Raw genomic sequence first — 22,943 nt, 5'->3', positions numbered from 1 at the left:
GATTACTCAGTGAAAGGAATGACAATTTCGCCAGGCTTAACTTCAATCCCTTTAGCGTATTTTTTAGCCAGGTTTTCACCGGTGCTACGATCTTCACCCAGCACATAGGCCGGTTGTTGATTGAAGTAATTGCGCAGCGACTGATTCAGATACGGAATGAGTGTCTGGACAATGGTTTGCATCTTTTCAGGTTCGACAGTCGCGTTGACCACTTCCATTTCTTGCAAATAAATCGCGCCTTGCTCTTTATTGAAGGTTGGCAACGCTTTGAGTTTCAGCTTGATGTTGGCTTTTTGATTGCCGAAAAGCGAAGTCATTTCCAGATTAGCATCACCCGTTAACGTGACTTTATTCGCTTCTTCGCGGCCAATGGCACTGGATAAATTGTTCAAAACAATATGGGCATCGGCAACGCCTGGCAGGCCAATATCCTTAGAGAAATTATTGCGTTTTTGCAGCGCCTGGTTGATTTCCTGTTCGCTGACGGTGTATTGCGTTAGCTGGTTACAACCCACCACTAATCCGCAGAGCATCAATGCTGCGGCTAAAACTATCTTTTTCATGGAGTTCCTTAACATGCTGCTTTGGAAACAGATCCTGACATAAAACATCATGATCTAATAGTGCATGCAGTGCTACAGGAAAAAGCTGAAATCCAGTGCGGGCAGGTTGTTATGCGGCTTGCGGCGGGTGAGCCGGATGCTTACCCGCCAGTGGTTCAGGTTTAACGACCTTTAGATTGCGTGGGATGAAAGCAGATTAATTTGCGTCTGTTTGGCCATATTATCGCGGTACGCCGCTACCCGGCTTGGCCAGTCAATTCCGGCAACCAGCGTCAGGTTACGCAGCAGTGGGAACAGATGGATATCATCTTCAGATAGCTCACCATTGACCGCATTGGGTTGCACAATCAACTTATCGAGCTTGCGCAGATCATCAGAGATCTTCTTGATGAGACCCGGTGAGTGCGAGAGATGGTCAGCGAAAGAACCGATCATTGCCTCTTTCTTGTTGGCAAAATAAGATCGCGCTTGCGGAGTAGCAAACTCGTCAAACGGAGCTTTAGCAATACGCGGAAGGGTCAGCTGTTGCACATAGCTATTTACGTGGCGCAACCAGTCACTGATGGCTGCATTTGTACTCCCCGTCAGCAGCGGCTCGCCATCGAGTTTATCGACGTAGTGCACAATATCCATGCTTTCTGGCATATAACGGCTGTCGTCTTTTTGCAGGATGGGTACGACTTTCTTGCCTACCATTTTGGTTGGCGTGGCTTCGTCGTCGTTTAACAGGACATTCAGCTCAATGGGGATATTCTTTAAGCCAAAGATCATGCGTGCTTTAAGGCAGAAAGGGCAGTGATCGTAGATATAAAGCTTCACGTTATTCCTCCATTTTGATTTGCGGACTCAATCCGTCAACTTTTCAGTATGGTAGAGAAAAATGAGAGCCGCAAACTAGTTACCCGGCTCAAGCATCGAAGGTTCGACGGGTTTTGCGCTAAATTGCCACCACAGCGCAATCAGTGTTATCACGCCAATAATGCCCAGCATCACCCACGGGAGTTCCGGCTGATTAATCGTTTTTCCTGCGTCGTATAACCAACCGCCCCCGGCATAACCGAGAGCGCCACCAATGGCTAAACCTAAACGGCTGAACCCCATATAGCTCCCGCGAGCACGGGAATCGGCGAGCGATGCGCCCAGTGTTTCACGCGCTGGTTCAGCAATGATTGAGCCAATGTAAAACACGCAAATCAGCGTAAACAGTTGCTGAAGGCTGTTCGTCAAACCAATCGGCAGCATCGCAATGGTCATCAGGAACAAGCCTGCCATCAGCCGCTGCTCAAGACGAAAACGTTTCTCACTCCAGCGGGCAATCGGGTAGAGCAGCGTTAATGATAGCGCGGCTTCAATGGCATACATCCACTTCACGGCTGCGGGTGTTCCGGCAATTTCGTTGACCATAATCGGCAGCATCAACATCACCTGCACCGCCAGCATGTAATAACCGGCGAGCGTCAGCACATAGGTGACAAAACGTTTGTCACGCAGCACCCGGCTCATTCCTTCAAGCATTGGTGTACGGATAGTGGAAAGTTTATAAGCTGGCAGCAACCAGGCGTTGACGATCGCGCAAATAACAAACATCACTGCGCCGACACCACACACCAGTCGGAAATCATATTGCAGCAACCAACTGCCGAGCAACGCACCAATCACCGCACCCGCGCTGTCTTGCATCATCAAAATCGAGAAGAAGCGCCCGCGTTGATGTGGACGAACCAGCTTAACCACCAGCGCTGCACGAGGCGGGTCGAATAATGTTCCACCGACTCCAGAGATAAAGCACGAAAACCAAAGGAGCCAGGGTTCGTGGGCGATACCCATGGTGGCAAAACCGACCGCGCGCAACAGCATACCGGTGACGATCATAGGTTTTGCGCCGAAGCGGTCAGCAATGGCACCACCAAAAATCCCCAATCCCTGTTGCGTCAGCTGTCGCAGGCCGAGCGCAATACCAACCATTAGCGCCGCCCAACCCATCTGGTCGACAAAGCGAATGGAAATAAGAGGGAAAACCACGAAGAAGCCTAATACAACTAACATGTTATCGAGCAATAAGAAGTATTTACCCAGGCTCCTGGCCTGCGCTACCCGTGACATCTCCCCTCCTGGGAACATTAAAATGTGATGAACTTCTATTCTCTACTGCTATTTAGGTTTTTGACACCCAGGGATGTGACAATATTTTTTAATCAATCTAAGGCTTCAATTGAACTCTTTAATCGAAGAAGATTGAGCAGATGAAAAATCTGCATGTTGTTGTTTTCCTTCCGCAGCCGGCCGCAGGTATAGTAATTACGTTGCCGAAGAAAATATGGGATGTGAGGAATAGGGGTGAACATGTTTGGCTACCGCAGTAACGTGCCGAAAGTACGCTTATCAACTGACCGCCTGGTGGTGCGTCTGGTGTATGAGCGCGATGCCTGGCGTCTGGCAGATTATTACGCCGAGAACCGCCAGTTCCTGAAACCCTGGGAGCCGATTCGTGATGACAGCCATTGCTATCCTTCGGGCTGGCAAGCGCGGCTGGGCATGATAAGCGAAATGCACAAACAGGGCAGCGCTTATTACTTTGCGTTGCTCGACCCTGAAGAAAAAGAGATCCGCGGCGTCGCCAATTTCTCCAATGTGGTACGCGGCTCATTCCATGCCTGTTATCTCGGGTACTCCCTGGGTGAAAAATGGCAGGGGCAGGGCTTAATGTTTGAAGCGCTGACCACCGCGATTCGTTACATGCAGCGCAGCCAGCATATCCATCGCATCATGGCGAACTATATGCCGCATAACCAGCGCAGCGGTGATTTACTGGCACGACTCGGTTTTGAAAAAGAAGGTTATGCCAAAGAGTATTTACTGATTGATGGTGTATGGCGCGATCATGTTTTAACTGCGCTCACCACTAAAGACTGGACATCTGGCCGTTAAGGACGAGAAATGAAATATCAGTTAACTGCGGTTGAAGCGCGAGTAGTGGGTAGCCTGATGGAAAAACAGGTGACCACTCCTGAACAATATCCGATGTCGGTCAACGGCGTCGTGACGGCCTGTAATCAGAAAACCAACCGCGAACCGGTTATGGATCTGAAAGAGCATGATGTGCAAGAAACGCTGGATACGCTGGTCAAACGCCACTTTTTGCGCACTGTCAGCGGGTTTGGTAATCGCGTGACCAAATATGAGCAGCGCTTCTGCAATTCTGAATTTGGCGACCTGAAGCTGACAGCCGCTGAAGTCGCGGTGGTGACAAACCTGTTATTACGTGGCCCGCAGACGCCAGGCGAATTGCGCTCTCGCGCCGGACGGATGTTCGAATTCAGCGATATGGCACAGGTCGAAGCGACGCTCGAAAATCTGGCCAACCGTGAAGATGGCCCATTTGTGGTGCGTTTGCCGCGTGAGCCGGGCAAGCGTGAAAGCCGCTATATGCACCTGTTTAGCGGAGAACTGGATGCATCACAAGTCATCGCCTCCGACAGTACAGCAGTACCTTCTGAAGATTTAACCGCGCGCGTAGAACAGCTTGAAAATGAAGTTGCCGAGCTTAAACAACGTCTCGACTCACTGCTGGCACATCTTGGGGATTAATCAATGACTAAACTTCGCGTCGGCGTGGTGGGGTTGGGCGGAATTGCCCAAAAAGCGTGGTTGCCGGTGTTAGCCACCTCCAACGACTGGACTCTTCAGGGGGCTTTCTCCCCAACGCGTGCCAAAGCACAAATGGTTTGTGATGCCTATCGTATCCCTTACGTTTCCTCTATTGCCGAGCTTGCCGCCCAGTGCGATGCGGTCTTTGTTCACAGCGCCACCAGCAGCCACTATGCGGTTGTCAGTGAACTGTTACAGGCTGGCGTCAATGTGTGTGTTGATAAACCGCTGGCAGAAAACCTTGCTGATGCCGAGCGTTTAGTGGAACTGGCACAGCAGAAAAAACGCACCTTGATGGTGGGCTTTAATCGCCGTTTTTCCCCATTATATCGTGATTTGAAGACGAAAATGGTCGAGGGCGGCGCATCGCTGCGCATGGACAAACACCGTGCTGACAGCGTCGGGCCAAACGACCTGCGCTTCACGTTGCTTGACGATTATCTGCATGTTGTCGATACCGCGCTGTGGTTGGGTGGTTCAGAGGCGCAATTGCAAAGCGGCACGTTACTGACCAATGAACAAGGGCATATGCTGTTTGCTGAACATCATTTCGTCAGCGGTAACCTGCAAATCACCACCAGTATGCATCGCCGTGCCGGAAGCCAGCGTGAATGGGTACAAGCCGTTACCGACGGTGGGTTATTCGATGTGACGGATATGCGTGAGTGGCGCGAAGAGTGTGGGAGCGGGGTAGTGAATCGCCCGATTCCTGGCTGGCAAACCACACTCGAACAGCGTGGTTTCGCTGGTTGTGCGCGTCATTTCCTTGAAAGCGTCGCAAATCAGACGGTTCCTGAAACCTCGGGCGAGCAAGCGCTGATGGCGCAACGCATCGTTGAAAAACTGTGGCGCGATGCCATGAGTGAATAACAAAGTAGTATTTCAGCACTGAATCAGTAGACTAAGCGCCGCACCTGGCATAGATGATTGGTGGATGACGTGTCGCTAATCCACCCTACAACGGCTTTCGTAGGTCGGATAAGCGAAGCGTCATCCGACATTTATTCGACGTAATTGCTGTTATCCCCAACGCCTGCCTTGCAGGCGTTGATGTTTGTGGAACCACATAATAAATGAATCTATTAAAATCGCTGGCAGCAGTCAGCTCGATGACGATGTTTTCTCGCGTGCTCGGATTTGCACGTGACGCCATTGTGGCAAGGGTTTTTGGTGCGGGGATGGCGACGGATGCCTTTTTTGTCGCCTTTAAATTACCGAACTTATTGCGCCGTATTTTCGCCGAAGGGGCTTTCTCGCAAGCGTTTGTGCCTATTCTGGCTGAATACAAAAGCAAGCAGGGCGAAGATGCCACGCGCGTCTTTGTCTCTTATGTCTCAGGCTTACTGACGCTCGCACTGGCGGTGGTTACCGTCATCGGGATGATTGCGGCCCCGTGGGTGATTCTGGTGACAGCTCCGGGTTTTGCCGACACCGTCGACAAATTCAACCTGACCTCCAGCTTACTGCGGATAACCTTCCCGTATATTTTCCTGATCTCGCTGGCGTCGTTATGCGGAGCCATCCTTAACACCTGGAACCGTTTCTCGGTCCCGGCTTTTGCGCCGACATTCCTGAACTTGAGCATGATCGGTTTCGCGCTGTTTGCCGCACCGTACTTTAACCCACCGATTCTGGCGCTGGCCTGGGCGGTGACGGTGGGTGGCGTGCTGCAACTGGCGTATCAGTTACCGCATCTTAAAAAGATAGGCATGCTGGTTCTGCCGCGCGTAAACCTGAAAGATGCAGGGGCGATGCGGGTCATCAAGCAGATGGGGCCGGCCATTCTCGGCGTATCCGTCAGCCAGATTTCATTAATCATCAATACCATTTTTGCCTCATTCCTCGCTTCCGGCTCAGTTTCCTGGATGTATTACGCTGACCGTTTGATGGAATTCCCATCCGGCGTGTTAGGCGTTGCACTGGGCACGATTCTGTTACCTTCGCTGGCGAAAAGCTTTGCCAGTGGCAACCACGATGAATACTCGCGCCTGATGGACTGGGGTTTGCGTTTATGTTTCTTGTTGGCTTTGCCGAGCGCTGTGGCGTTGGGGATCCTCGCCAAACCGCTGACGGTTTCTCTTTTCCAGTACGGTAAATTCACCGCCTTTGATGCACTCATGACGCAACGTGCGCTGGTGGCGTATTCCGTTGGTTTGATGGGGCTGATTGTTGTGAAAGTATTAGCTCCTGGTTTCTATTCGCGCCAGGACATCAAAACGCCGGTCAAAATCGCCATCGTCACGCTGATTATGACCCAGGTGATGAACCTGGCGTTTATCGGCCCGCTTAAGCACGCAGGGCTGTCGTTGTCCATTGGTCTGGGGGCTTGCCTGAATGCCAGCCTGCTATACTGGCAACTACGTAAACGCAAAATTTTCCAGCCACAACCGGGCTGGGCGGCATTCCTGTGGCGCTTGTTTGCGGGCGTAATTGTGATGGCAGCCGTACTGCTCGGCATGATGTACGTCATGCCAGCCTGGGATTTGGGCTCGATGGCTTATCGCTTACTGCGTTTGATGGCGGTGGTGGTGGCCGGCATAGCCGCTTATTTCGCAACACTGATGGTGCTGGGTTTCCGCGTGAAGGATTTTGCCCGCCGCACCATGTAGGGTGATGGCGAGTGTGATGGCAAATTATCGTGTCGACCAGGGTCAAAGACATGGTCGGCACGGGCATTCTGGATTAAACTGCGCGCTGCAAAATTTGACATATTGAACGATTAATTAGGCGGTAATAGCGATGCACGGAGTAATCACAACCTGGTTTGAAGATAAAGGTTTCGGTTTTATCAAAGATGAAAACGGTGACAATCGTTATTTTCATGTGATTAAGGTCGCCAACCCTGAGCTGATTAAGAAAGATGCCTCAGTGACTTTCGAGCCAACCACCAACAATAAAGGGTTGTCTGCTTTCGCGGTGAAAGTGGAGCCGGACAGCAAGTACATCTATATCGCTGGCGAACGTATCAAAATCACGGCGATTAAATCTTTCCTGGTTTATAGCGAAGAAGTGCCAGCCGAAACCAGGATTGATAAAGAGCATGCGGTGCTGTCTGTTGGGGCACTGATGAATAGCATTCGCCCTAAGGCTGACCCGAAACCGGGTGAAATGCGCACGCTGAAGAAACTGGCGGTGACAACTTTCCAGGGCTCAACGTTGATTTTTTCGGAAGATGAAATTGATGTCGAAGCGACAATGAAGATTCTGAAGGGTCTTTAACGCATTACCAGGGCGGTACTTTGAAACCGCCCTTATTCTTTCTGGCTTAAATTGTAATTTTCTTTCCGCCACGACTGACCGTCGTCGCTTGCCCGTCGGCACCGTAGAGATTCGGTTCCTGATGCGGCTTGAGTATCGCCAGCGCCTCTTCGTTGCGCGCCAACTGATCTTCTAATAACCAACCGTTGTGCTGGTTAATATCACGTAAGTGCTGCGTTGTTTGCGTAATCGTCTGCCAACGCTGGCTGATATCCGTGCTGCTTGTGTTATGTGCATTCTGTGCGGCACGACGCTGCTGTTCAAGATAATCAAGCGTCGCTAACAACGAGCTTTTATCTTCAGTTATACGTTGCAATGCACTGCCATTCACATGGCCTGCGGATAATTGTTGCTGTTCGGCATCCATCACCTCTTTAAGAGAGTTGAGTACCGCAGTCATTTGATCCATCACTTCTAACAGACGATTCATGCCATTATTTACTCAATATATGCCCGTCATTCTTCAAGTTGCGGATGCGTTGACTGCACCCGTGCGCTCCAGTCACATCGTTATCTATGCTCCTGGAGACTTACGGTCTGGTCGCCTTCCCGCCACTTGAATAATTTTGGGCGTCACTCGTCGCTTCCTGGATTAACGCATCGGCTATTTTGCCGGTATCCATTTTTAGCTCACCATTGCGGATAGCAGTTTTGAGTGCTTCAACGCGTTCCATATTGATATCACCGCTGCCCGGCTGAACTAACTTCGCCTGCGCATCGCTGAGTGTCACATTGGTACTGTTTGGGCTAGTACTCTTTTCCAGACGGCTCTTTTGAACCGGAGCTTCGGATGTTTCACGCGGTTGTACGGTGCTTACCGGTTTCAACGGAGATGTGCGATCAATACTCATTATATTTTCCTCATCGAGGTGGCCCACTGCACGAGAGCCTGCCAATATCTATCATCTGTTAACACACTATCGGCAGTCGCCGCAGAACCTTTATAGCCTTCTTAATCGCAAGTTGAATATTATAAGTTAATCAGAATATTCCCATCAGCGTCGACTACGCCGCTCACAATTTGACCCGAACTCATGCGTACTCGTGCATTCTGCGAAACGGCTGCATTGTTCAGAGCCTTACCTTCACTATTCACACTAAATCCTTCACCGGCAGCCACGACCTGAACCTGCTGCCCGGCTTTGACTCGCCATGACTGGCGCACCATCGACAGCAAAATCGGCTGATCCGGCGCGATGTCCCGCAGCGTCACAGCACTGTTTGCCTGGTTGATATCCAGCATCGCACGGGGCGGGAGTTGATCCAGTCGCCCGCGTTTAAGCTGCAACTGGCTTTCATTAATCACGCTACCTCGCGGTAAAGCCTGTGCCGCCACGACGTAATTCCCTATCGCCTGGACTTCCACCTGAAGGTAGCGCTTGTCGTTACCGCATTGCGCCATCACGCTGACAATTCCCCACAGGCGGCTGTTGCCCGGCATAGAAAACTCAGGAAGTGGGCAGCCCGGTAATTGCGCATCAGGTGTTTTCACCAACACCGTCACATCATCACTCATGCCCGCCAGACGCTGCTGGAAAAACTGGCTTAAAGGCGCGTCCAGAATACTGGCCTTTGCCTGCGGGCAAGCCAACAAAAGGGCAACGGCGCTCCAGGTTTTCAGACCAGTCATGAGGGTTCTCCTTGTTCAGGTGGCAGTGATTTTAACTGCACACCGAAATGATCAAGGCGACAAATAGCGACGCATTTTGCGCCTATTCCAACGATAACGCACGCGTAAGGAGCTTTAAGCTGTCGGACAAATCCTAATTATGCGGAGGGTACATGCTCGACAAACTGGATGCCGCGCTGCGATTTCAGCAAGAAGCGATAAATTTGCGCGCCCAGCGTCAGGAAATTCTGGCAGCAAACATCGCCAATGCGGATACCCCGGGCTATCAGGCTCGCGATATCGATTTTGCCAGTGAAATGAAAAAAGTGATGGATCGGGGTCGCGCCGAAGGCAGCGGCGTTGCGCTTGCGCTCACGTCCGCGCGCCATATCCCGGCGGCAACACACACAGCACCTTCGCTTGATCTTCTCTACCGCGTTCCTGACCAGCCGTCGATGGATGGTAATACCGTCGATATGGACCGTGAACGTACACAATTTGCCGATAACAGCCTGAAATACCAGTCCGACCTGACGGTTCTTGGCGGCCAGATCAAGGGCATGATGTCGGTGCTGCAACAGGGTGGCTAACAATGGCTTTACTGAACATTTTTGATATCGCTGGCTCGGCGATGACGGCGCAGTCCAAGCGTATGAACGTGGCGGCGAGTAACCTGGCTAACGCCGATAGTGCCACCGGGCCGGATGGCCAGCCTTATCGCGCTAAGCAGGTTATTTTCCAGGTTGATGCCGCTCCAGGCGCTGAAACCGGTGGCGTAAAAGTGATGGGCGTTGAAGAGAGCCAGGCGCCAGACAAACTGGTATTCCAGCCGGGGAATCCGCTGGCAGATGCCAAAGGTTATGTCCGTATGCCGAATGTGGATGTAGTGGGCGAAATGGTCAACAGCATGTCGGCATCACGCAGCTACCAGGCCAACGTAGAAGTACTCAACACCGTGAAAAGCATGATGTTGAAAACCCTGACTCTGGGTCAGTAAAGGAGTGACTGATGGGCATCGCCGTTAATATGAATGACACCACGACCAGTGGTGTTAATGCATTATCGGGCAGCAATAGTGTGACAGGTAACAGCTCGGCTGACCTGCAAAGTAGCTTTTTGACTCTGCTGGTTGCGCAGCTCAAAAACCAGGATCCAACCAATCCCCTGCAAAACAATGAGCTGACCACCCAGTTGGCACAAATCAGCACCGTCAGCGGTATTGAGAAACTCAATACCACGCTCGGCTCAGTGTCGGGGCAGTTGACCAATAACCAGTCTGTGCAGGCGAGTGCCTTGATTGGCCATGGTGTGATGATCCCTGGGACCAAAGTTCTGTCGGGCAGTGAAGCCACAACGCCTTTCGGTGTCGAGCTACAACAGGCGGCCGATAAAGTCACGGCAACTATTACCGACAGCAGCGGGAAAGTGGTTCGCACGCTCGATATTGGTGCGCTGACCGCAGGCGTCCATACCTTTACCTGGGATGGCAGCATGACGGACGGCACAACCGCACCGGACGGTGCCTACAACGTTGCTATTAATGCCAGCAATGGCGGAACACAACTGGTTGCTCAACCGCTTAATTTCGCGTTGGTCAACGGTGTGACGCTCAGTAATGGCAAGACCTTGCTCGACCTTGGTACTTACGGCACCTCCACACTCGACGACATCAGGCAGATTATTTAAGCCTTCAACCCTTTGCAGGAGTAAGACATGGCCTTTTCTCAAGCGGTCAGCGGCCTGAATGCTGCGGCCACCAACCTGGACGTGATTGGTAACAACATTGCCAACTCCGCCACCTACGGCTTTAAATCCGGTAGCGTTTCTTTCGCTGATATGTTCGCGGGTTCTAAAGTGGGTCTGGGCGTAAAAGTCGCGGGTATCACTCAGGACTTTAACGACGGCACCACCACCAACACCGGACGTGGTCTGGATGTGGCAATCAGCCAGAACGGTTTCTTCCGTCTGGTGGATACCAATGGTTCAATCTATTACAGCCGTAACGGTCAGTTCAAATTAGATGAAAACCGTAATCTGGTGAGCATGCAGGGTATGCAGTTAACCGGTTATCCGGCAACGGGCACGCCGCCAACCATTCAGGAAGGGGCAAACCCGGTTGGGCTTTCTGTTCCTAACACCCTGATGGCGGCGAAAACCACCACCACTGCATCAATGCAGATTAACCTGAACTCCACCGATAAAACCCCGGCAAAAACCCCATTCAACGCTTCTGATTCAGATACCTACAACAAAAAAGGTTCTATCACTGTCTTTGACAGCCAGGGTAACGCCCACGATATGAACGTCTTCTTCGTTAAATCTACGACGCAGAACAAGTGGGATGTTTACACCCAGGACAGCAGCGTGGCGAACAGCACCGCGGTTCAGGCCACCTCTATGGAGTTTAACAGCAACGGTATTTTGACCGCTGGCACAACCAACACCCTGACAACCGGGGCGATTAATGGTGCAACTCCGGCAACCTTCAGCCTGAGCTTCCTGAACTCCATGCAGCAGAACACCGGCTCAAACAACATCGTTGCTGCCAATCAGAATGGCTATAAGCCGGGCGATCTGGTGAGCTACCAGATCAACGAAGATGGCACGCTGGTGGGTAACTATTCCAACGAGCAAACCCAGCTGTTAGGCCAGATCGTTCTGTCTAACTTTGCTAACCCAGAAGGTTTGTCCTCTGAGGGTAATAACGTGTGGTCGGCATCTAATGCCTCCGGCGTTGCTCTGCTGGGCACTGCGGGTACAGGTAACTTCGGTAGCCTGACTAACGGTGCGCTGGAGTCTTCGAACGTCGATCTGAGTAAAGAACTGGTCAACATGATTGTCGCGCAGCGTAACTACCAGTCGAACGCGCAGACCATCAAAACCCAGGATCAGATCCTCAATACCCTGGTTAACCTGCGCTAAGCACTGACGGGATAGCTTAATGGATCACGCAATTTATACCGCCATGGGTGCGGCCAGTCAGACGCTAAATCAACAAGCGGTGACGGCCAGCAACCTGGCAAATGCATCAACACCGGGCTTCCGCGCCCAGCTGACCGCTTTACGTTCGGTACCGGTGGAAGGGCTCTCTTTGCCGACGCGTACTCTGGTCACGGCTTCAACGCCGGGCGTGGATATGTCCCAGGGACAGCTTGATTACACCCAACGCCCACTGGATGTTGCATTGCAACAAAATGGCTGGCTGGCGGTACAAAGTGCTGATGGTACTGAAGCTTATACCCGCAACGGCAATATGCAGGTGAGTCCTGCCGGGCAACTGACCATCGGCGGGCAACCGGTGATGGGCGAAGGTGGCCCGATTGCCGTGCCTCAGGGCGCGCAAATAACTATCGCGGCAGATGGCACCATCTCTGCACTCAACGCGGGCGACCAGCCGAATACCGTCGCACCGATTGGCCGTTTGAAACTGGTGAAAGCCACCGGCCAGGAAGTGGTGCGCGGCGACGACGGCTTTTTCCGTCCGAGTGAAACGGCGATGGCGACACGAGGCGCAACGTTACAGGCCGATGCCAGCATCACATTGATGCCCGGCGTGCTGGAAGGCAGCAACGTTAAACCGGTCGAAGCCATGGCCGACATGATTGCTAACGCCCGCCGTTTTGAAATGCAGATGAAAATAATTTCAAGCGTTGATGAAAACGAGCAGCGTGCCAATCAGTTGTTGGCGATGAGTTGATAATCCGCGGGTTTTTGTAGGTCGGATAAGCGAAGCGTCATCCGACAAACGAAATACAGATCTAACAGGAATTAAAAATGATCAGTTCTTTATGGATCGCTAAAACCGGGCTTGATGCCCAACAAACCAACATGGATGTGATTGCCAACAACCTGGCAAACGTCTCCACTAATGGTTTTAAGCGTCAGCGCGCGGTGTTTGAAGACTTGCTGTACCAGACCATTCGTCAGCCTGGTGCGCAATCTTCTGAACAGACCACACTGCCATCAGGTTTGCAGATTGGTACCGGCGTGCGTCCGGTAGCAACCGAGCGCCTGCACAGTCAGGGCAACCTGTCTCAGACCAACAACAGCAAAGATGTGGCGATTAAAGGCCAGGGCTTCTTCCAGGTGCAACTGCCGGATGGCACCAGCGCGTACACCCGCGATGGCTCATTCCAGGTAGATCAGAACGGCCAGCTAGTCACCGCGGGCGGTTTCCAGGTCCAACCTGCCATCACCATCCCGGCAAATGCCCTGACCATTACGGTGGGTCGTGATGGCATCGTGAGCGTGACTCAACAGGGTCAGGCGCAGCCGGTGCAGGTGGGGCAGCTGAATTTGACCACCTTCATGAACGAGACGGGTCTGGAAAGCCTGGGTGAAAACTTGTATGCCGAAACCCAGTCTTCCGGTACGCCAAACGAAAGCACCCCGGGGCTTAACGGCGCGGGTCTGCTGTATCAGGGGTATGTTGAAACCTCTAACGTCAACGTTGCTGAAGAGCTGGTGAATATGATCCAGGTTCAGCGCGCTTACGAAATCAACAGTAAAGCCGTTTCTACTACTGATCAGATGCTGCAAAAGCTGACGCAGCTGTAAGGCGTTTGCCGGTGCGAGTTTTTCGCACCGGCTGTCGTTATCTGAATGACCTGAAGATGAAAGCAATGCAAAACCCAATGGTTCTTCGTCCTATCGTGATGTTTCTGGTGCTTGCCACAAGTGGCTGTGCACTGATACCAACCAAACCGCTGGTGGAAGGGGCGACAACGGCCCAGCCAGTCCCTGGCCCTGCACCGGTAGTTAATGGTTCTATTTTCCAGACGGCGCAACCGGTGAACTATGGGTATCAACCGCTGTTCGAAGACCGCCGCCCACGTAATGTCGGCGACACCTTGACCATTGTGCTCCAGGAAAATGTCAGCGCCAGTAAGAGTTCGTCGGCGAATGCCAGCCGTGATGGCAAAACAAACTTTGGATTTAACGTCACGCCGCGCTATCTCGAAGGGCTGTTCGGTAATAACCGGGCGGATGTCGATGTGGAAGGCGGGAACAGTTTCAACGGTAAAGGTGGGGCTAATGCCAGTAACACCTTTAGCGGCACCTTAACCGTGACGGTCGATCAGGTGCTGGCAAACGGCAACCTGCACGTCGTGGGTGAAAAACAGATAGCCATTAATCAGGGGACCGAATTTATTCGTTTCTCCGGTGTGGTGAATCCTCGCACCATCAGTGGCTCCAACACCGTGCCGTCCACACAAGTGGCGGATGCGCGCATCGAATATGTCGGCAACGGGTATATCAACGAAGCGCAGAACATGGGCTGGTTGCAACGCTTCTTCCTTAATTTATCGCCGTTGTAAGCGAGGAAACAGATGACCAAATATTTATTCGCATTGCTGATGCTGGTGGCGACACTGGCTCAGGCCGAGCGTATTCGCGACCTGACCACGGTTCAGGGCGTGCGTGAAAACTCCCTGATTGGTTATGGCCTGGTAGTCGGCCTTGATGGTACGGGTGACCAGACGACGCAAACGCCGTTCACCACTCAAACGCTGAACAACATGCTTTCGCAGTTGGGGATAACGGTGCCAGCTGGCACCAATATGCAGCTTAAAAACGTGGCCGCCGTTATGGTGACGGCGAAGTACCCGGCATTTGCGCGTTCAGGGCAGAACATCGATGTGGTCGTTTCCTCTATGGGTAATGCCAAAAGCTTACGTGGCGGCACATTGCTGATGACCCCGATGAAAGGGGTCGACAACCAGGTTTACGCGCTGGCACAAGGCAATATTCTGGTCGGCGGTGCGGGGGCTTCTGCAGGTGGCAGCAGCGTTCAGGTCAACCAACTCAATGGCGGGCGTATCACCAACGGTGCGGTGATTGAACGCGAACTGCCGGGGACTTTTGGCTCGGGTAATATCCTCAGCCTGCAACTGAACCAGGATGACTTCACGCTGGCTCAGCAAATCACCGACACCATCAACCGTTCGCGTGGTTTTGGCAGCGCCTCGGCAATAGATGCCCGTACCATTCAGATCCGCGTCCCGAGCGGCAACAGCTCGCAAGTCCGTTTGCTAGCCGATATCCAGAACCTGGAAGTGAATTTACCCGCGCAGGACGCGAAAGTGATTATCAACTCGCGCACCGGTTCGGTGGTGATGAACCAGGAAGTGACGCTGAATACCTGTGCGGTAGCGCAAGGTAACTTATCCGTCACGGTCAATCGTCAGGCGCAGGTGAGCCAGCCCGATACTCCATTTGGTGGCGGCCAGACCGTGGTGACCCCGCAAACGCAAATCGATATGCGTCAAAATGGCGGAGCATTGCAACGCGTCAACGCCAGCGCCAATCTCAATAATGTGGTTCGTGCGCTGAATACTTTGGGTGCATCGCCAATTGAGCTGATGTCGATTTTGCAATCGATGCAAACGGCAGGATGTTTGCGTGCCAAAGTGGAAATCATCTGATGCTTAACGATACCCAGTCACTGGCTAATGCTGCGTGGGATGCTAACTCTCTTAACGAGCTAAAAGCGAAAACCGGGCAAGATCCTAAGGGCAACATGAAATCGGTTGCCCGCCAGGTGGAAGGGATGTTCGTGCAGATGATGCTTAAAAGCATGCGAGAAGCGCTGCCAAAAGACGGTTTGTTTAGTAGCGAACAGACGCGTATGTACACCAGCATCTACGACCAGCAAATCGCGCAACAGCTCAGTTCTAAGGGACTTGGGCTGGCCGATATGATGGTCGAGCAAATGGGCGGCAATGCCGACCCATCGGAAGATGCAGGCAAAGTGCCGATGAAGTTTGATATGCAAACTGTGACCAGTTTCCAGAACCAGACGTTAACGCAAATGGTGCGCCAGGCTATCCCGAAAGCGCCTTCTAACGAAGAGCCGCTGACTGGAGATAGCAAAGACTTCCTGGCGCAGCTTTCGCTTCCGGCCCGACTCGCCAGTGAGCAAAGTGGCATTCCGCATCATTTGATTCTTGCGCAAGCGGCGCTGGAATCAGGCTGGGGCCAGCGGCAGATCCTGACCGAAAAAGGTGAGCCGAGCTTTAACCTGTTTGGTGTCAAAGCCAGCAGCAACTGGAAAGGGCCGGTCACGGAGATCACCACCACGGAATATGAGAACGGTGAAGCGAAAAAGGTGAAAGCCAAATTCCGTGTTTACAGCTCTTATCTTGAAGCTCTTTCTGATTATGTCGGCTTGCTGACGCGCAACCCGCGTTACGCCGCAGTCACCAATGCCAATACCGCAGAGCAGGGCGCACAAGCCTTACAAAATGCAGGTTACGCCACCGATCCTAACTATGCCCGCAAACTGACCGGCATGATTCAACAGATGAAAGCGATGGGTGAGAAAGTGGCTAAAGCGTATAGCAACGACTTATCAAATTTGTTCTGACGCTCGTCATAATTCGAGCTGCAGTTGCGTTGGCTGCAACTCGATTTATTTAGAGCGTGTCCCTCAAGTCCTGCCGGGAGCTGCCGATACTTACTGACAGGAATCATGATTAACGCGCTAAGGAAAATTCATGTCCAGTAGCCTGATTAACAGTGCCATGAGTGGCCTGGGTGCTGCCCAGGCGGCACTGAATACTGTCAGTAACAACATTTCTAACTATAACGTCACAGGCTATACCCGCCAGACTACCGTGTTATCTCAGTCGCAAAGTACGCTGGGTGCCGGGGGCTGGATTGGGAACGGCGTGCAAGTCAGCGGTGTGCAACGTGAATATGATGCGTTCATCACTAACCAACTGCGTGCGGCACAAACGCAAAGCAGTGGCCTGAGTACCCAGTATCAGCAGATGTCAAAGATTGACAACATGCTGTCCGGCACCACCAATACCCTCGCCACGACGATGCAAAGCTTCTTCACCGGTCTGCAAACGCTGGTCAGTAACTCTGAAGATCCGGCGGCGCGCCAGGCATTACTGGGTAATGCCAGCGGTCTGGTCAATCAGTTTAAGGTGACCGATCAGTATCTACGCGATCAGGATAAGCAGGTGAATACCGCAATCCAGAGCAGCGTGGAACAAATCAATAACTACGCAAGCCAGATTGCCAATCTCAATAACCAGATTTCACGTCTGACGGGTGTCGGTGCGGGTGCGGCACCAAACGACCTGCTTGATCAACGCGACCAGTTGGTGAGCCAGCTCAACCAGATCGTTGGCGTCGAAGTGAGTGTTCAGGACGGCGGTACATATAACGTCTCTATCGCCAACGGTTTAAACCTGGTTCAGGGTGACAAAGCCAACAAACTGGCCGCTGTGTCATCAAGCGCTGACCCTTCGCGCACCACGGTTGCGTATGTTGATCCTGTCTCAGGCACCACTGAAATCCCGGAAAACCAACTCAACAGCGGTACGCTGGGTGGGATGTTGACTTTCCGTTCTCAGGATTTGGACAGTGCGCGTAATCGCCTGGGCCAACTGGCCCTGACATTCGCTGATGCGATTAACAAACAGCACAGCCAGGGTTTTGATGCTAACGGCGACCAGGGTGAAAAGTTCTTTAACATCGGCAGCCCGTCGGTAGTCAGTAACGCTAAGAACCCGACCAAAACAGAACTGACCGCAACTGTCTCCGATAGCGCTAAGATCCAGGCAAGCGATTATAACGTGGTCTTTGATGGCAAGGACTGGCAGGTAACGCGTTTATCGGATAACGCGAAAATCACTGCCAAAACCACTGCTGACGCTAACGGCAATGTGACCGGGCTGGATTTTGATGGTCTGAGCGTTGCCGTGAAAGGGGCATCTCAACCTCTGAAAAATGACTCCTTCACCATCAAACCGGTCTCTAACGCCGTGGTGAATATGAACGTAGCTATCAGCGACGAAAGCAAGCTGGCATTAGCAGGCGCCAAAGGTGAGGGTGAAAGCGATAACCGTAACGCTCAGGCACTGTTGGATCTGCAAAACAGCAAAGTCGTCGGCGGCAACAAATCGTTTAACGACGCGTATGCAAGCCTCGTCAGTGATGTGGGGAATAAAACCAGCACGCTGAAAGTCACCAGCACGACACAAGATAATGTGGTCACGCAATTGAGTAACCAACAGCAGTCAATCTCTGGCGTCAACCTTGACGAAGAGTACGGTAACTTGCAGCGTTTCCAACAGTATTACCTGGCGAATGCTCAGGTTCTTCAGACGGCATCAACTCTGTTTGATGCGTTACTGTCCATCCGTTAATTAAGGAATCTGGCGCATGCGCATCAGTACCGCAATGATGTACCAGCAGAATATGCGTGGCGTAACCAACTCACAAAGTGAGTGGCTGCGTTACGGCGAGCAGATGTCGACCGGAAAGCGTGTGACTAAGCCTTCTGATGACCCAATTGCCGCATCGCAAGCGGTGGTGCTGTCTCAGGCTCAGGCACAGAACAGTCAGTACGCGCTGGCTCGTACTTTTGCGACGCAAAAAATGTCTCTGGAAGAAAACGTGCTGGGGCAGGTAACCACCTCTATTCAGTCTGCGCAGGAGAAAATCGTTTACGCCGGTAACGGTACGTTGAGCGATGACGACCGCGCATCACTGGCAACCGACCTGGAAGGCATCCGCAACCAAATTCTGAACCTTGCCAACAGTACTGACGGTAACGGGCGCTATATTTTTGCTGGATATAAAACCGAGTCTGCTCCATTTACCGGTGGGGCAAACAGCATCGCTTATCAAGGTGGTGATCAGGAAGTGACTCAACAGGTGGATGCGGCTAGATCAATGACCATTGGGCATACCGGTACGCAGGTTTTCAATTCTATCACCAGTAATGCCGTACCTGAGCCTGATGGCGCAGACTCCGAGACCAACGTATTTAATATGCTCGATTCCGCTATTAGTGCGCTGAAAAAGCCTGCTGCAGATTTGACTGACGTTGAAAAAGGGGCGATTGATAAAACCAACCGTGGCCTGAAAAACTCACTCAACAACGTGCTGACCGTGCGTGCGGAGTTAGGCACACAGCTTAGTGAGCTGGATAAGCTTGACGAGTTAGGCAGTGACCGTGCATTGGGTCAGTCGCAGCAAATGAGTGACCTGGTGGATGTTGACTGGAACTCAGCAATCTCTTCCTACGTGATGCAACAGGCGGCGCTGCAGGCGTCTTATAAAGCCTTCAGCGATATGCAAGGGATGTCACTGTTCCAGTTAAATAAATAACAGTTTTACCTTTTTGGGCGTGCCATGAAACTGGGTGCGCTTTATATGCCCACTTCAGCACCCCGAAGTGGGCTTTTTTTTACTCTGGATTCAGCAGGGATCGCAGGCAATAAAAAAGCCGACCCGTTTCCGGATCGGCTTTTTCGCAACGCTTAGCGATTACTCAGCGCTTTGCGGGCGTGTAGCAGGTGCTGTTGCCTGGTGAGTTGCGCTGTTTCCACCCGCAGAACCGCGACCACTGAACTCATAGCCTGGGCGAACCCAATCGCTCTGACGTGGTGCTTCTGGAGTGTACTCAGGTGCTGGAGCACGTGTCATTGGAGCAGTAGCATGCTTAGTGACATGAGCAACAACCGCAACTTCTGGCTGTACCGCTTTCACTTCTGGCATTGCTGCAACCGCAGTCTCTTCAGCCTTAGTATCTTCAACCTTAGTCTCTTCAGCTACAGTCTCTTCAGCTACTGCTGTCTCTACTGGAGTTTCTTCAACTTTGGTCTCTTCAACAGCAGCTTGCTGTGCAACCACTTCTACCGGCTTCACTTCTTCAACCGGAACGGCTGGTGCAGATTGTGCATTATTAGCTGGTGCAACATTAGCTACTACAGCTTCTACAACATTAGCTTCTACAACGACAGGCGCTTCCTGAGCAAGTTCGGCAGCCTGCTGCTGATGAGTTGCAACGGCAACTTCGTCTTGCGCAGGTTTAACTTCATCGATGACTTGTTCAGCAACCACGTCGTCAACCGCAGCAATCAGATGGGGTTGCTCGTTAACTGGCGTTGCAATCACTTCCGGGTGCGTTGTTTCAACGTGCGCAGTTTCGACATTTACGGTCTCAACGGCAGCTTGCGCGGCAACTGCCTGAACTACTGGCTGTTCGTCGTTCGCTTGCACAGACGGTTGTTCAGTTACGATTGCAAAAGGAGCTTGCTCAGCGTGCGTTTCGTACAGAGCCTCTTCCTGATTACGGGCAACAGGATAGCTAATCCACGCTTTACCAGAGGCCAGCTCAGGAGAAGCACACGCAACGAACAGTGGCATTGGTGACTGCGTTGGGTAACGCTCATCACGATAGCGACGACGACGTTGACCGCTCACGCGCAGGTGACGTGGGGAACGGCGAGAACGACGCGGCATACCGTTGGAATCGTTACGGGAATCGTTGTTGTCATCTTGCTCAACAGCCGGTTTCTCGATAACAGCAGGCAGCGGGATAGTTGCCAGATCGGTACGTGCAGCCGGTGCTGCGCTTACTTCGGCGACGTCTGGAGTGGCTACAGTTTCAACGTTGGAATCTGGTGCAGATTCGAAACGAATTTTCTGGCTCAACTGACGTTGCTTACGACGCGGCATTACCTGAACGCGTTCTTCCTGCTCAGCTTCAACTTCTACTACGTCATCACGTTGCAGAACTTTTACTTCTTGCTGTGCCTGGCGCTTGTCATCGCTACGACGACGGTTGCGTTCGCGGCGTGGTTGCTGCTCATCACGTGCTTTTGGTTTTTCAATTTCCTCAGCGACGTTCGGGCGAGTTTCACGCACTTCAGTATTTGGCTGCTGACCCTGACGGCGATTACGGCGGTTCTCGTCGCGATCGCGGTTTTCGCGCGGCTCACGGTTATCACGATTCTCGCTGCGGGTATCGCGTTCACCACGATTATCGCGATCGCGGTTATTGCGATCACCACGGTCGTTACGGTCACGGCGGTTATTCTGACGACGGTTGTTACGGCGATCCTGACCCTGACGTTGGCTTTCAGTCTCAGCAGGTTTCGCTTCTGGAACTTCTTTGCTTTCCGTAGTGCTTTCACCGGCAAACAGGTTTTTCAGCGCGCCGAAGATGCGGCTCAGTAAACCTGGTTGTGCAGGCGCTGCTGCGGTCGCAACTGCAGGTTTAGCGGCTGGAGCAGGTGCTGCTACAGGTGCTGATTCTGGCGGTGCTGGTGGCACGTCAGGCATCACGAAGGTTGCCAGTGCTGGTTGCTCTGGACGTTTACGCTCGGCGTACTCTTCTTCTGATGGCATTGCCATCTCTTCTTCATGCAGCTTAGGCAGCATGTAGCTCAGAGTTTTAGTTTCTTCGCCTTTACGTACGCGCAGTACCGAGTAGTGTGGCGTTTCCATCTGATCGTTAGGAACGATGATGGCTTTCACGCCGCCCTGACGGGTTTCAATCGCACTGACCGCATCACGTTTTTCGTTCAGCAGGTAAGAAGCAATTGGCACCGGAACAATCGCGTGAACTTCTTGGGTGTTCTCTTTCAGCGCTTCTTCTTCAATCAGACGCAGAATCGACAGTGACAGAGACTCGTTGTCACGCACGGTACCTGTACCGCTACAACGCGGACAAACGTGGTGGCTGGACTCGCCCAGAGAAGGGGAGAGACGCTGACGAGACATTTCCAGCAGGCCAAAGCGAGAGATATGGCTAATCTGGATGCGAGCCCTGTCCTGACGCACGGCTTCACGCAGACGGTTTTCAACTGCACGCTGATGGCGAACAGGGGTCATGTCGATGAAGTCGATAACGATCAGGCCGCCGAGGTCACGCAAACGCAGTTGGCGCGCGATTTCATCAGCTGCTTCTAAGTTGGTATTAAACGCCGTTTCTTCGATATCGCCACCGCGAGTTGCGCGCGCGGAGTTGATGTCGATTGCGGTCAACGCTTCGGTGGAGTCGATAACAATCGAACCACCGGATGGCAGACGGACTTCACGCTGGAAAGCGGATTCAATCTGCGACTCAATTTGATAGTGGCTGAACAACGGGATTTCACCGGTGTAGAGCTTAATTTTGCTGCTGAAATCAGGGCGACCCAGAGCACCGATATGCTGGCGAGCCAGTTCGAGCACTTTCGGGTTATCGATAAGAATCTCACCGATGTCCTGACGCAGGTAATCACGGAAAGCACGAACGATAACGTTACTTTCCTGATGGATAAGGAATGGAGCTGGGCGATTTTCTGCCGCTTTTTGGATAGCTTCCCAGTGCTTCAGACGGAAGCTTAAATCCCATTGCAGTGCTTCAGCGGATTTACCCACGCCGGCAGTACGCACAATCAGACCCATGCCATCAGGCAGTTCCAGAGAAGAAAGGGCTTCTTTCAGTTCAGTACGGTCGTCACCTTCGATGCGGCGGGAAATACCGCCCGCTCGTGGGTTGTTCGGCATCAGTACTAAATAACTGCCTGCCAGACTAATAAAGGTGGTCAAGGCTGCGCCTTTATTACCACGTTCTTCTTTATCAATCTGGACAATCACTTCCTGGCCTTCACGCAGAACATCTTTGATGTTCGGACGACCATGTGATGAATAATTAGACGGGAAATATTCGCGGGCAATTTCTTTAAGAGGAAGGAAACCATGACGTTCCGCGCCGTAATCTACAAATGCCGCTTCCAGACTTGGTTCAATACGGGTGATTTTGCCTTTATAGATGTTGGCTTTTTTCTGTTCGTGGCCTGGGCTTTCAATATCCAGGTCGTACAGACGTTGCCCATCTACAAGGGCGACACGCAACTCTTCTTGCTGAGTCGCGTTAATTAGCATTCTTTTCATCGTAACTTACTCATTATTCTTACATTAGTGACAAAGCTACGGGCATAGTGACGCTGACCGGGAGTGAACCGATGGCCTCGTGACTGATCGCACAGTCGCCAACCTCACGGTTGTCGCTTGCTGAGAGGCGCAAAGTGTCGGTAGCCTGTATTTCATACGGAAATACAGCGCAATTATCG

Annotated in this window: 23 protein-coding genes; 16 read left to right on the top strand and 7 right to left on the bottom strand. The window is 52.2% G+C overall.

Annotated features, from left to right (window positions below):
- Positions 1-2: 2 nt before the first annotated feature.
- From WBL83_RS03110 to mdtH, 3 genes are all read right to left on the bottom strand, one after another.
- Positions 3-563, bottom strand: a complete 561-nt coding sequence (locus WBL83_RS03110; protein WP_424587749.1) for a lipoprotein — start codon at positions 561-563, stop codon at positions 3-5.
- 171 nt (positions 564-734) lie between these two features.
- Entirely contained in the window at positions 735-1,382 is a 648-nt protein-coding gene (gene grxB, locus WBL83_RS03105) for a glutaredoxin 2 (protein WP_424587748.1), read from the bottom strand.
- A 75-nt stretch (positions 1,383-1,457) separates the two neighbouring features.
- Positions 1,458-2,666 (bottom strand): multidrug efflux MFS transporter MdtH, encoded by a 1,209-nt coding sequence (gene mdtH / locus WBL83_RS03100; RefSeq protein WP_424587747.1) that lies wholly within the window; start codon positions 2,664-2,666, stop codon positions 1,458-1,460.
- A 240-nt stretch (positions 2,667-2,906) separates the two neighbouring features.
- On the opposite strand from mdtH, the gene rimJ reads away from it, so the two are divergent.
- The 5 genes from rimJ to WBL83_RS03075 all read left to right on the top strand — a co-directional run bounded on the left by rimJ (position 2,907) and on the right by WBL83_RS03075 (position 7,430).
- Positions 2,907-3,491 (top strand): ribosomal protein S5-alanine N-acetyltransferase, encoded by a 585-nt coding sequence (rimJ, locus tag WBL83_RS03095; protein ID WP_424588031.1) that lies wholly within the window; start codon positions 2,907-2,909, stop codon positions 3,489-3,491.
- A gap of 9 nt (positions 3,492-3,500) precedes the next feature.
- Entirely contained in the window at positions 3,501-4,151 is a 651-nt protein-coding gene (locus tag WBL83_RS03090; RefSeq protein ID WP_424587746.1) for a YceH family protein, read from the top strand.
- Positions 4,152-4,154: 3 nt separating this feature from the next.
- Entirely contained in the window at positions 4,155-5,081 is a 927-nt protein-coding gene (locus tag WBL83_RS03085; RefSeq protein WP_424587745.1) for a Gfo/Idh/MocA family protein, read from the top strand.
- 203 nt (positions 5,082-5,284) lie between these two features.
- Complete coding sequence (gene murJ / locus WBL83_RS03080; RefSeq protein ID WP_424587744.1) at positions 5,285-6,820, top strand: murein biosynthesis integral membrane protein MurJ; 1,536 nt, start codon at positions 5,285-5,287, stop codon at positions 6,818-6,820.
- Between the two features lie 124 nt (positions 6,821-6,944).
- A complete protein-coding gene (locus tag WBL83_RS03075; RefSeq protein ID WP_424588030.1) occupies positions 6,945-7,430 on the top strand; it encodes a cold shock domain-containing protein in 486 nt (161 codons plus the stop codon).
- 46 nt (positions 7,431-7,476) lie between these two features.
- Here the strand turns inward: WBL83_RS03075 and flgN are convergent, their stop codons facing one another.
- The 3 genes from flgN to flgA form a co-directional block, all read right to left on the bottom strand.
- On the bottom strand, positions 7,477-7,899 hold the full coding sequence (gene flgN, locus WBL83_RS03070; RefSeq protein ID WP_424587743.1) for a flagella biosynthesis chaperone FlgN: 423 nt from the start codon (positions 7,897-7,899) through the stop codon (positions 7,477-7,479).
- 100 nt (positions 7,900-7,999) lie between these two features.
- Positions 8,000-8,320, bottom strand: a complete 321-nt coding sequence (flgM, locus tag WBL83_RS03065; protein WP_424587742.1) for a flagellar biosynthesis anti-sigma factor FlgM — start codon at positions 8,318-8,320, stop codon at positions 8,000-8,002.
- 119 nt (positions 8,321-8,439) lie between these two features.
- Complete coding sequence (gene flgA, locus WBL83_RS03060; RefSeq protein WP_424587741.1) at positions 8,440-9,099, bottom strand: flagellar basal body P-ring formation chaperone FlgA; 660 nt, start codon at positions 9,097-9,099, stop codon at positions 8,440-8,442.
- Between the two features lie 152 nt (positions 9,100-9,251).
- Here flgA and flgB point away from each other — a divergent pair, with 152 nt between their 5' ends.
- From flgB to flgL, 11 genes are all read left to right on the top strand, one after another.
- Positions 9,252-9,668, top strand: a complete 417-nt coding sequence (flgB, locus tag WBL83_RS03055; protein WP_424587740.1) for a flagellar basal body rod protein FlgB — start codon at positions 9,252-9,254, stop codon at positions 9,666-9,668.
- A gap of 2 nt (positions 9,669-9,670) precedes the next feature.
- Positions 9,671-10,075: a flagellar basal body rod protein FlgC gene (gene flgC / locus WBL83_RS03050; protein WP_424587739.1), complete on the top strand. Its 405-nt coding sequence runs from the start codon at positions 9,671-9,673 to the stop codon at positions 10,073-10,075.
- Positions 10,076-10,086: 11 nt separating this feature from the next.
- On the top strand, positions 10,087-10,764 hold the full coding sequence (gene flgD, locus WBL83_RS03045; protein WP_424587738.1) for a flagellar hook assembly protein FlgD: 678 nt from the start codon (positions 10,087-10,089) through the stop codon (positions 10,762-10,764).
- Between the two features lie 27 nt (positions 10,765-10,791).
- Entirely contained in the window at positions 10,792-12,000 is a 1,209-nt protein-coding gene (gene flgE, locus WBL83_RS03040) for a flagellar hook protein FlgE (protein WP_424587737.1), read from the top strand.
- A 19-nt stretch (positions 12,001-12,019) separates the two neighbouring features.
- Positions 12,020-12,775: a flagellar basal body rod protein FlgF gene (locus WBL83_RS03035; RefSeq protein ID WP_424587736.1), complete on the top strand. Its 756-nt coding sequence runs from the start codon at positions 12,020-12,022 to the stop codon at positions 12,773-12,775.
- A 77-nt stretch (positions 12,776-12,852) separates the two neighbouring features.
- Positions 12,853-13,635 carry a flagellar basal-body rod protein FlgG gene (gene flgG / locus WBL83_RS03030; protein WP_424587735.1) on the top strand — a complete coding sequence of 261 codons (783 nt, stop codon included), beginning with the start codon at positions 12,853-12,855 and terminating at the stop codon, positions 13,633-13,635.
- A gap of 65 nt (positions 13,636-13,700) precedes the next feature.
- The gene (gene flgH, locus WBL83_RS03025; RefSeq protein WP_424588029.1) at positions 13,701-14,396 is read left to right on the top strand and encodes a flagellar basal body L-ring protein FlgH; all 696 of its coding nucleotides are present in this window, start codon (positions 13,701-13,703) and stop codon (positions 14,394-14,396) included.
- Between the two features lie 12 nt (positions 14,397-14,408).
- Complete coding sequence (locus tag WBL83_RS03020; protein WP_424587734.1) at positions 14,409-15,503, top strand: flagellar basal body P-ring protein FlgI; 1,095 nt, start codon at positions 14,409-14,411, stop codon at positions 15,501-15,503.
- On the top strand, positions 15,503-16,444 hold the full coding sequence (gene flgJ, locus WBL83_RS03015; protein WP_424587733.1) for a flagellar assembly peptidoglycan hydrolase FlgJ: 942 nt from the start codon (positions 15,503-15,505) through the stop codon (positions 16,442-16,444). Before WBL83_RS03020 ends, flgJ begins: the two co-directional genes overlap by 1 nt.
- Before the next feature lie 130 nt (positions 16,445-16,574).
- Positions 16,575-18,239 carry a flagellar hook-associated protein FlgK gene (flgK, locus tag WBL83_RS03010; protein ID WP_424587732.1) on the top strand — a complete coding sequence of 555 codons (1,665 nt, stop codon included), beginning with the start codon at positions 16,575-16,577 and terminating at the stop codon, positions 18,237-18,239.
- Between the two features lie 16 nt (positions 18,240-18,255).
- Positions 18,256-19,206, top strand: coding sequence for a flagellar hook-associated protein FlgL (gene flgL / locus WBL83_RS03005; RefSeq protein WP_424587731.1), 951 nt, complete (start codon positions 18,256-18,258; stop codon positions 19,204-19,206).
- Positions 19,207-19,365: 159 nt separating this feature from the next.
- Here flgL and rne read toward each other — a convergent pair whose 3' ends face one another.
- Positions 19,366-22,764 carry a ribonuclease E gene (gene rne / locus WBL83_RS03000; RefSeq protein WP_424587730.1) on the bottom strand — a complete coding sequence of 1,133 codons (3,399 nt, stop codon included), beginning with the start codon at positions 22,762-22,764 and terminating at the stop codon, positions 19,366-19,368.
- Between the last annotated feature and the right edge of the window lie 179 nt (positions 22,765-22,943).

It is taken from the genome of Buttiauxella sp. (assembly GCF_049686335.1).
Taxonomy (GTDB): domain Bacteria; phylum Pseudomonadota; class Gammaproteobacteria; order Enterobacterales; family Enterobacteriaceae; genus Buttiauxella.
This window is presented reverse-complemented; position numbering and strand designations above follow the sequence as displayed.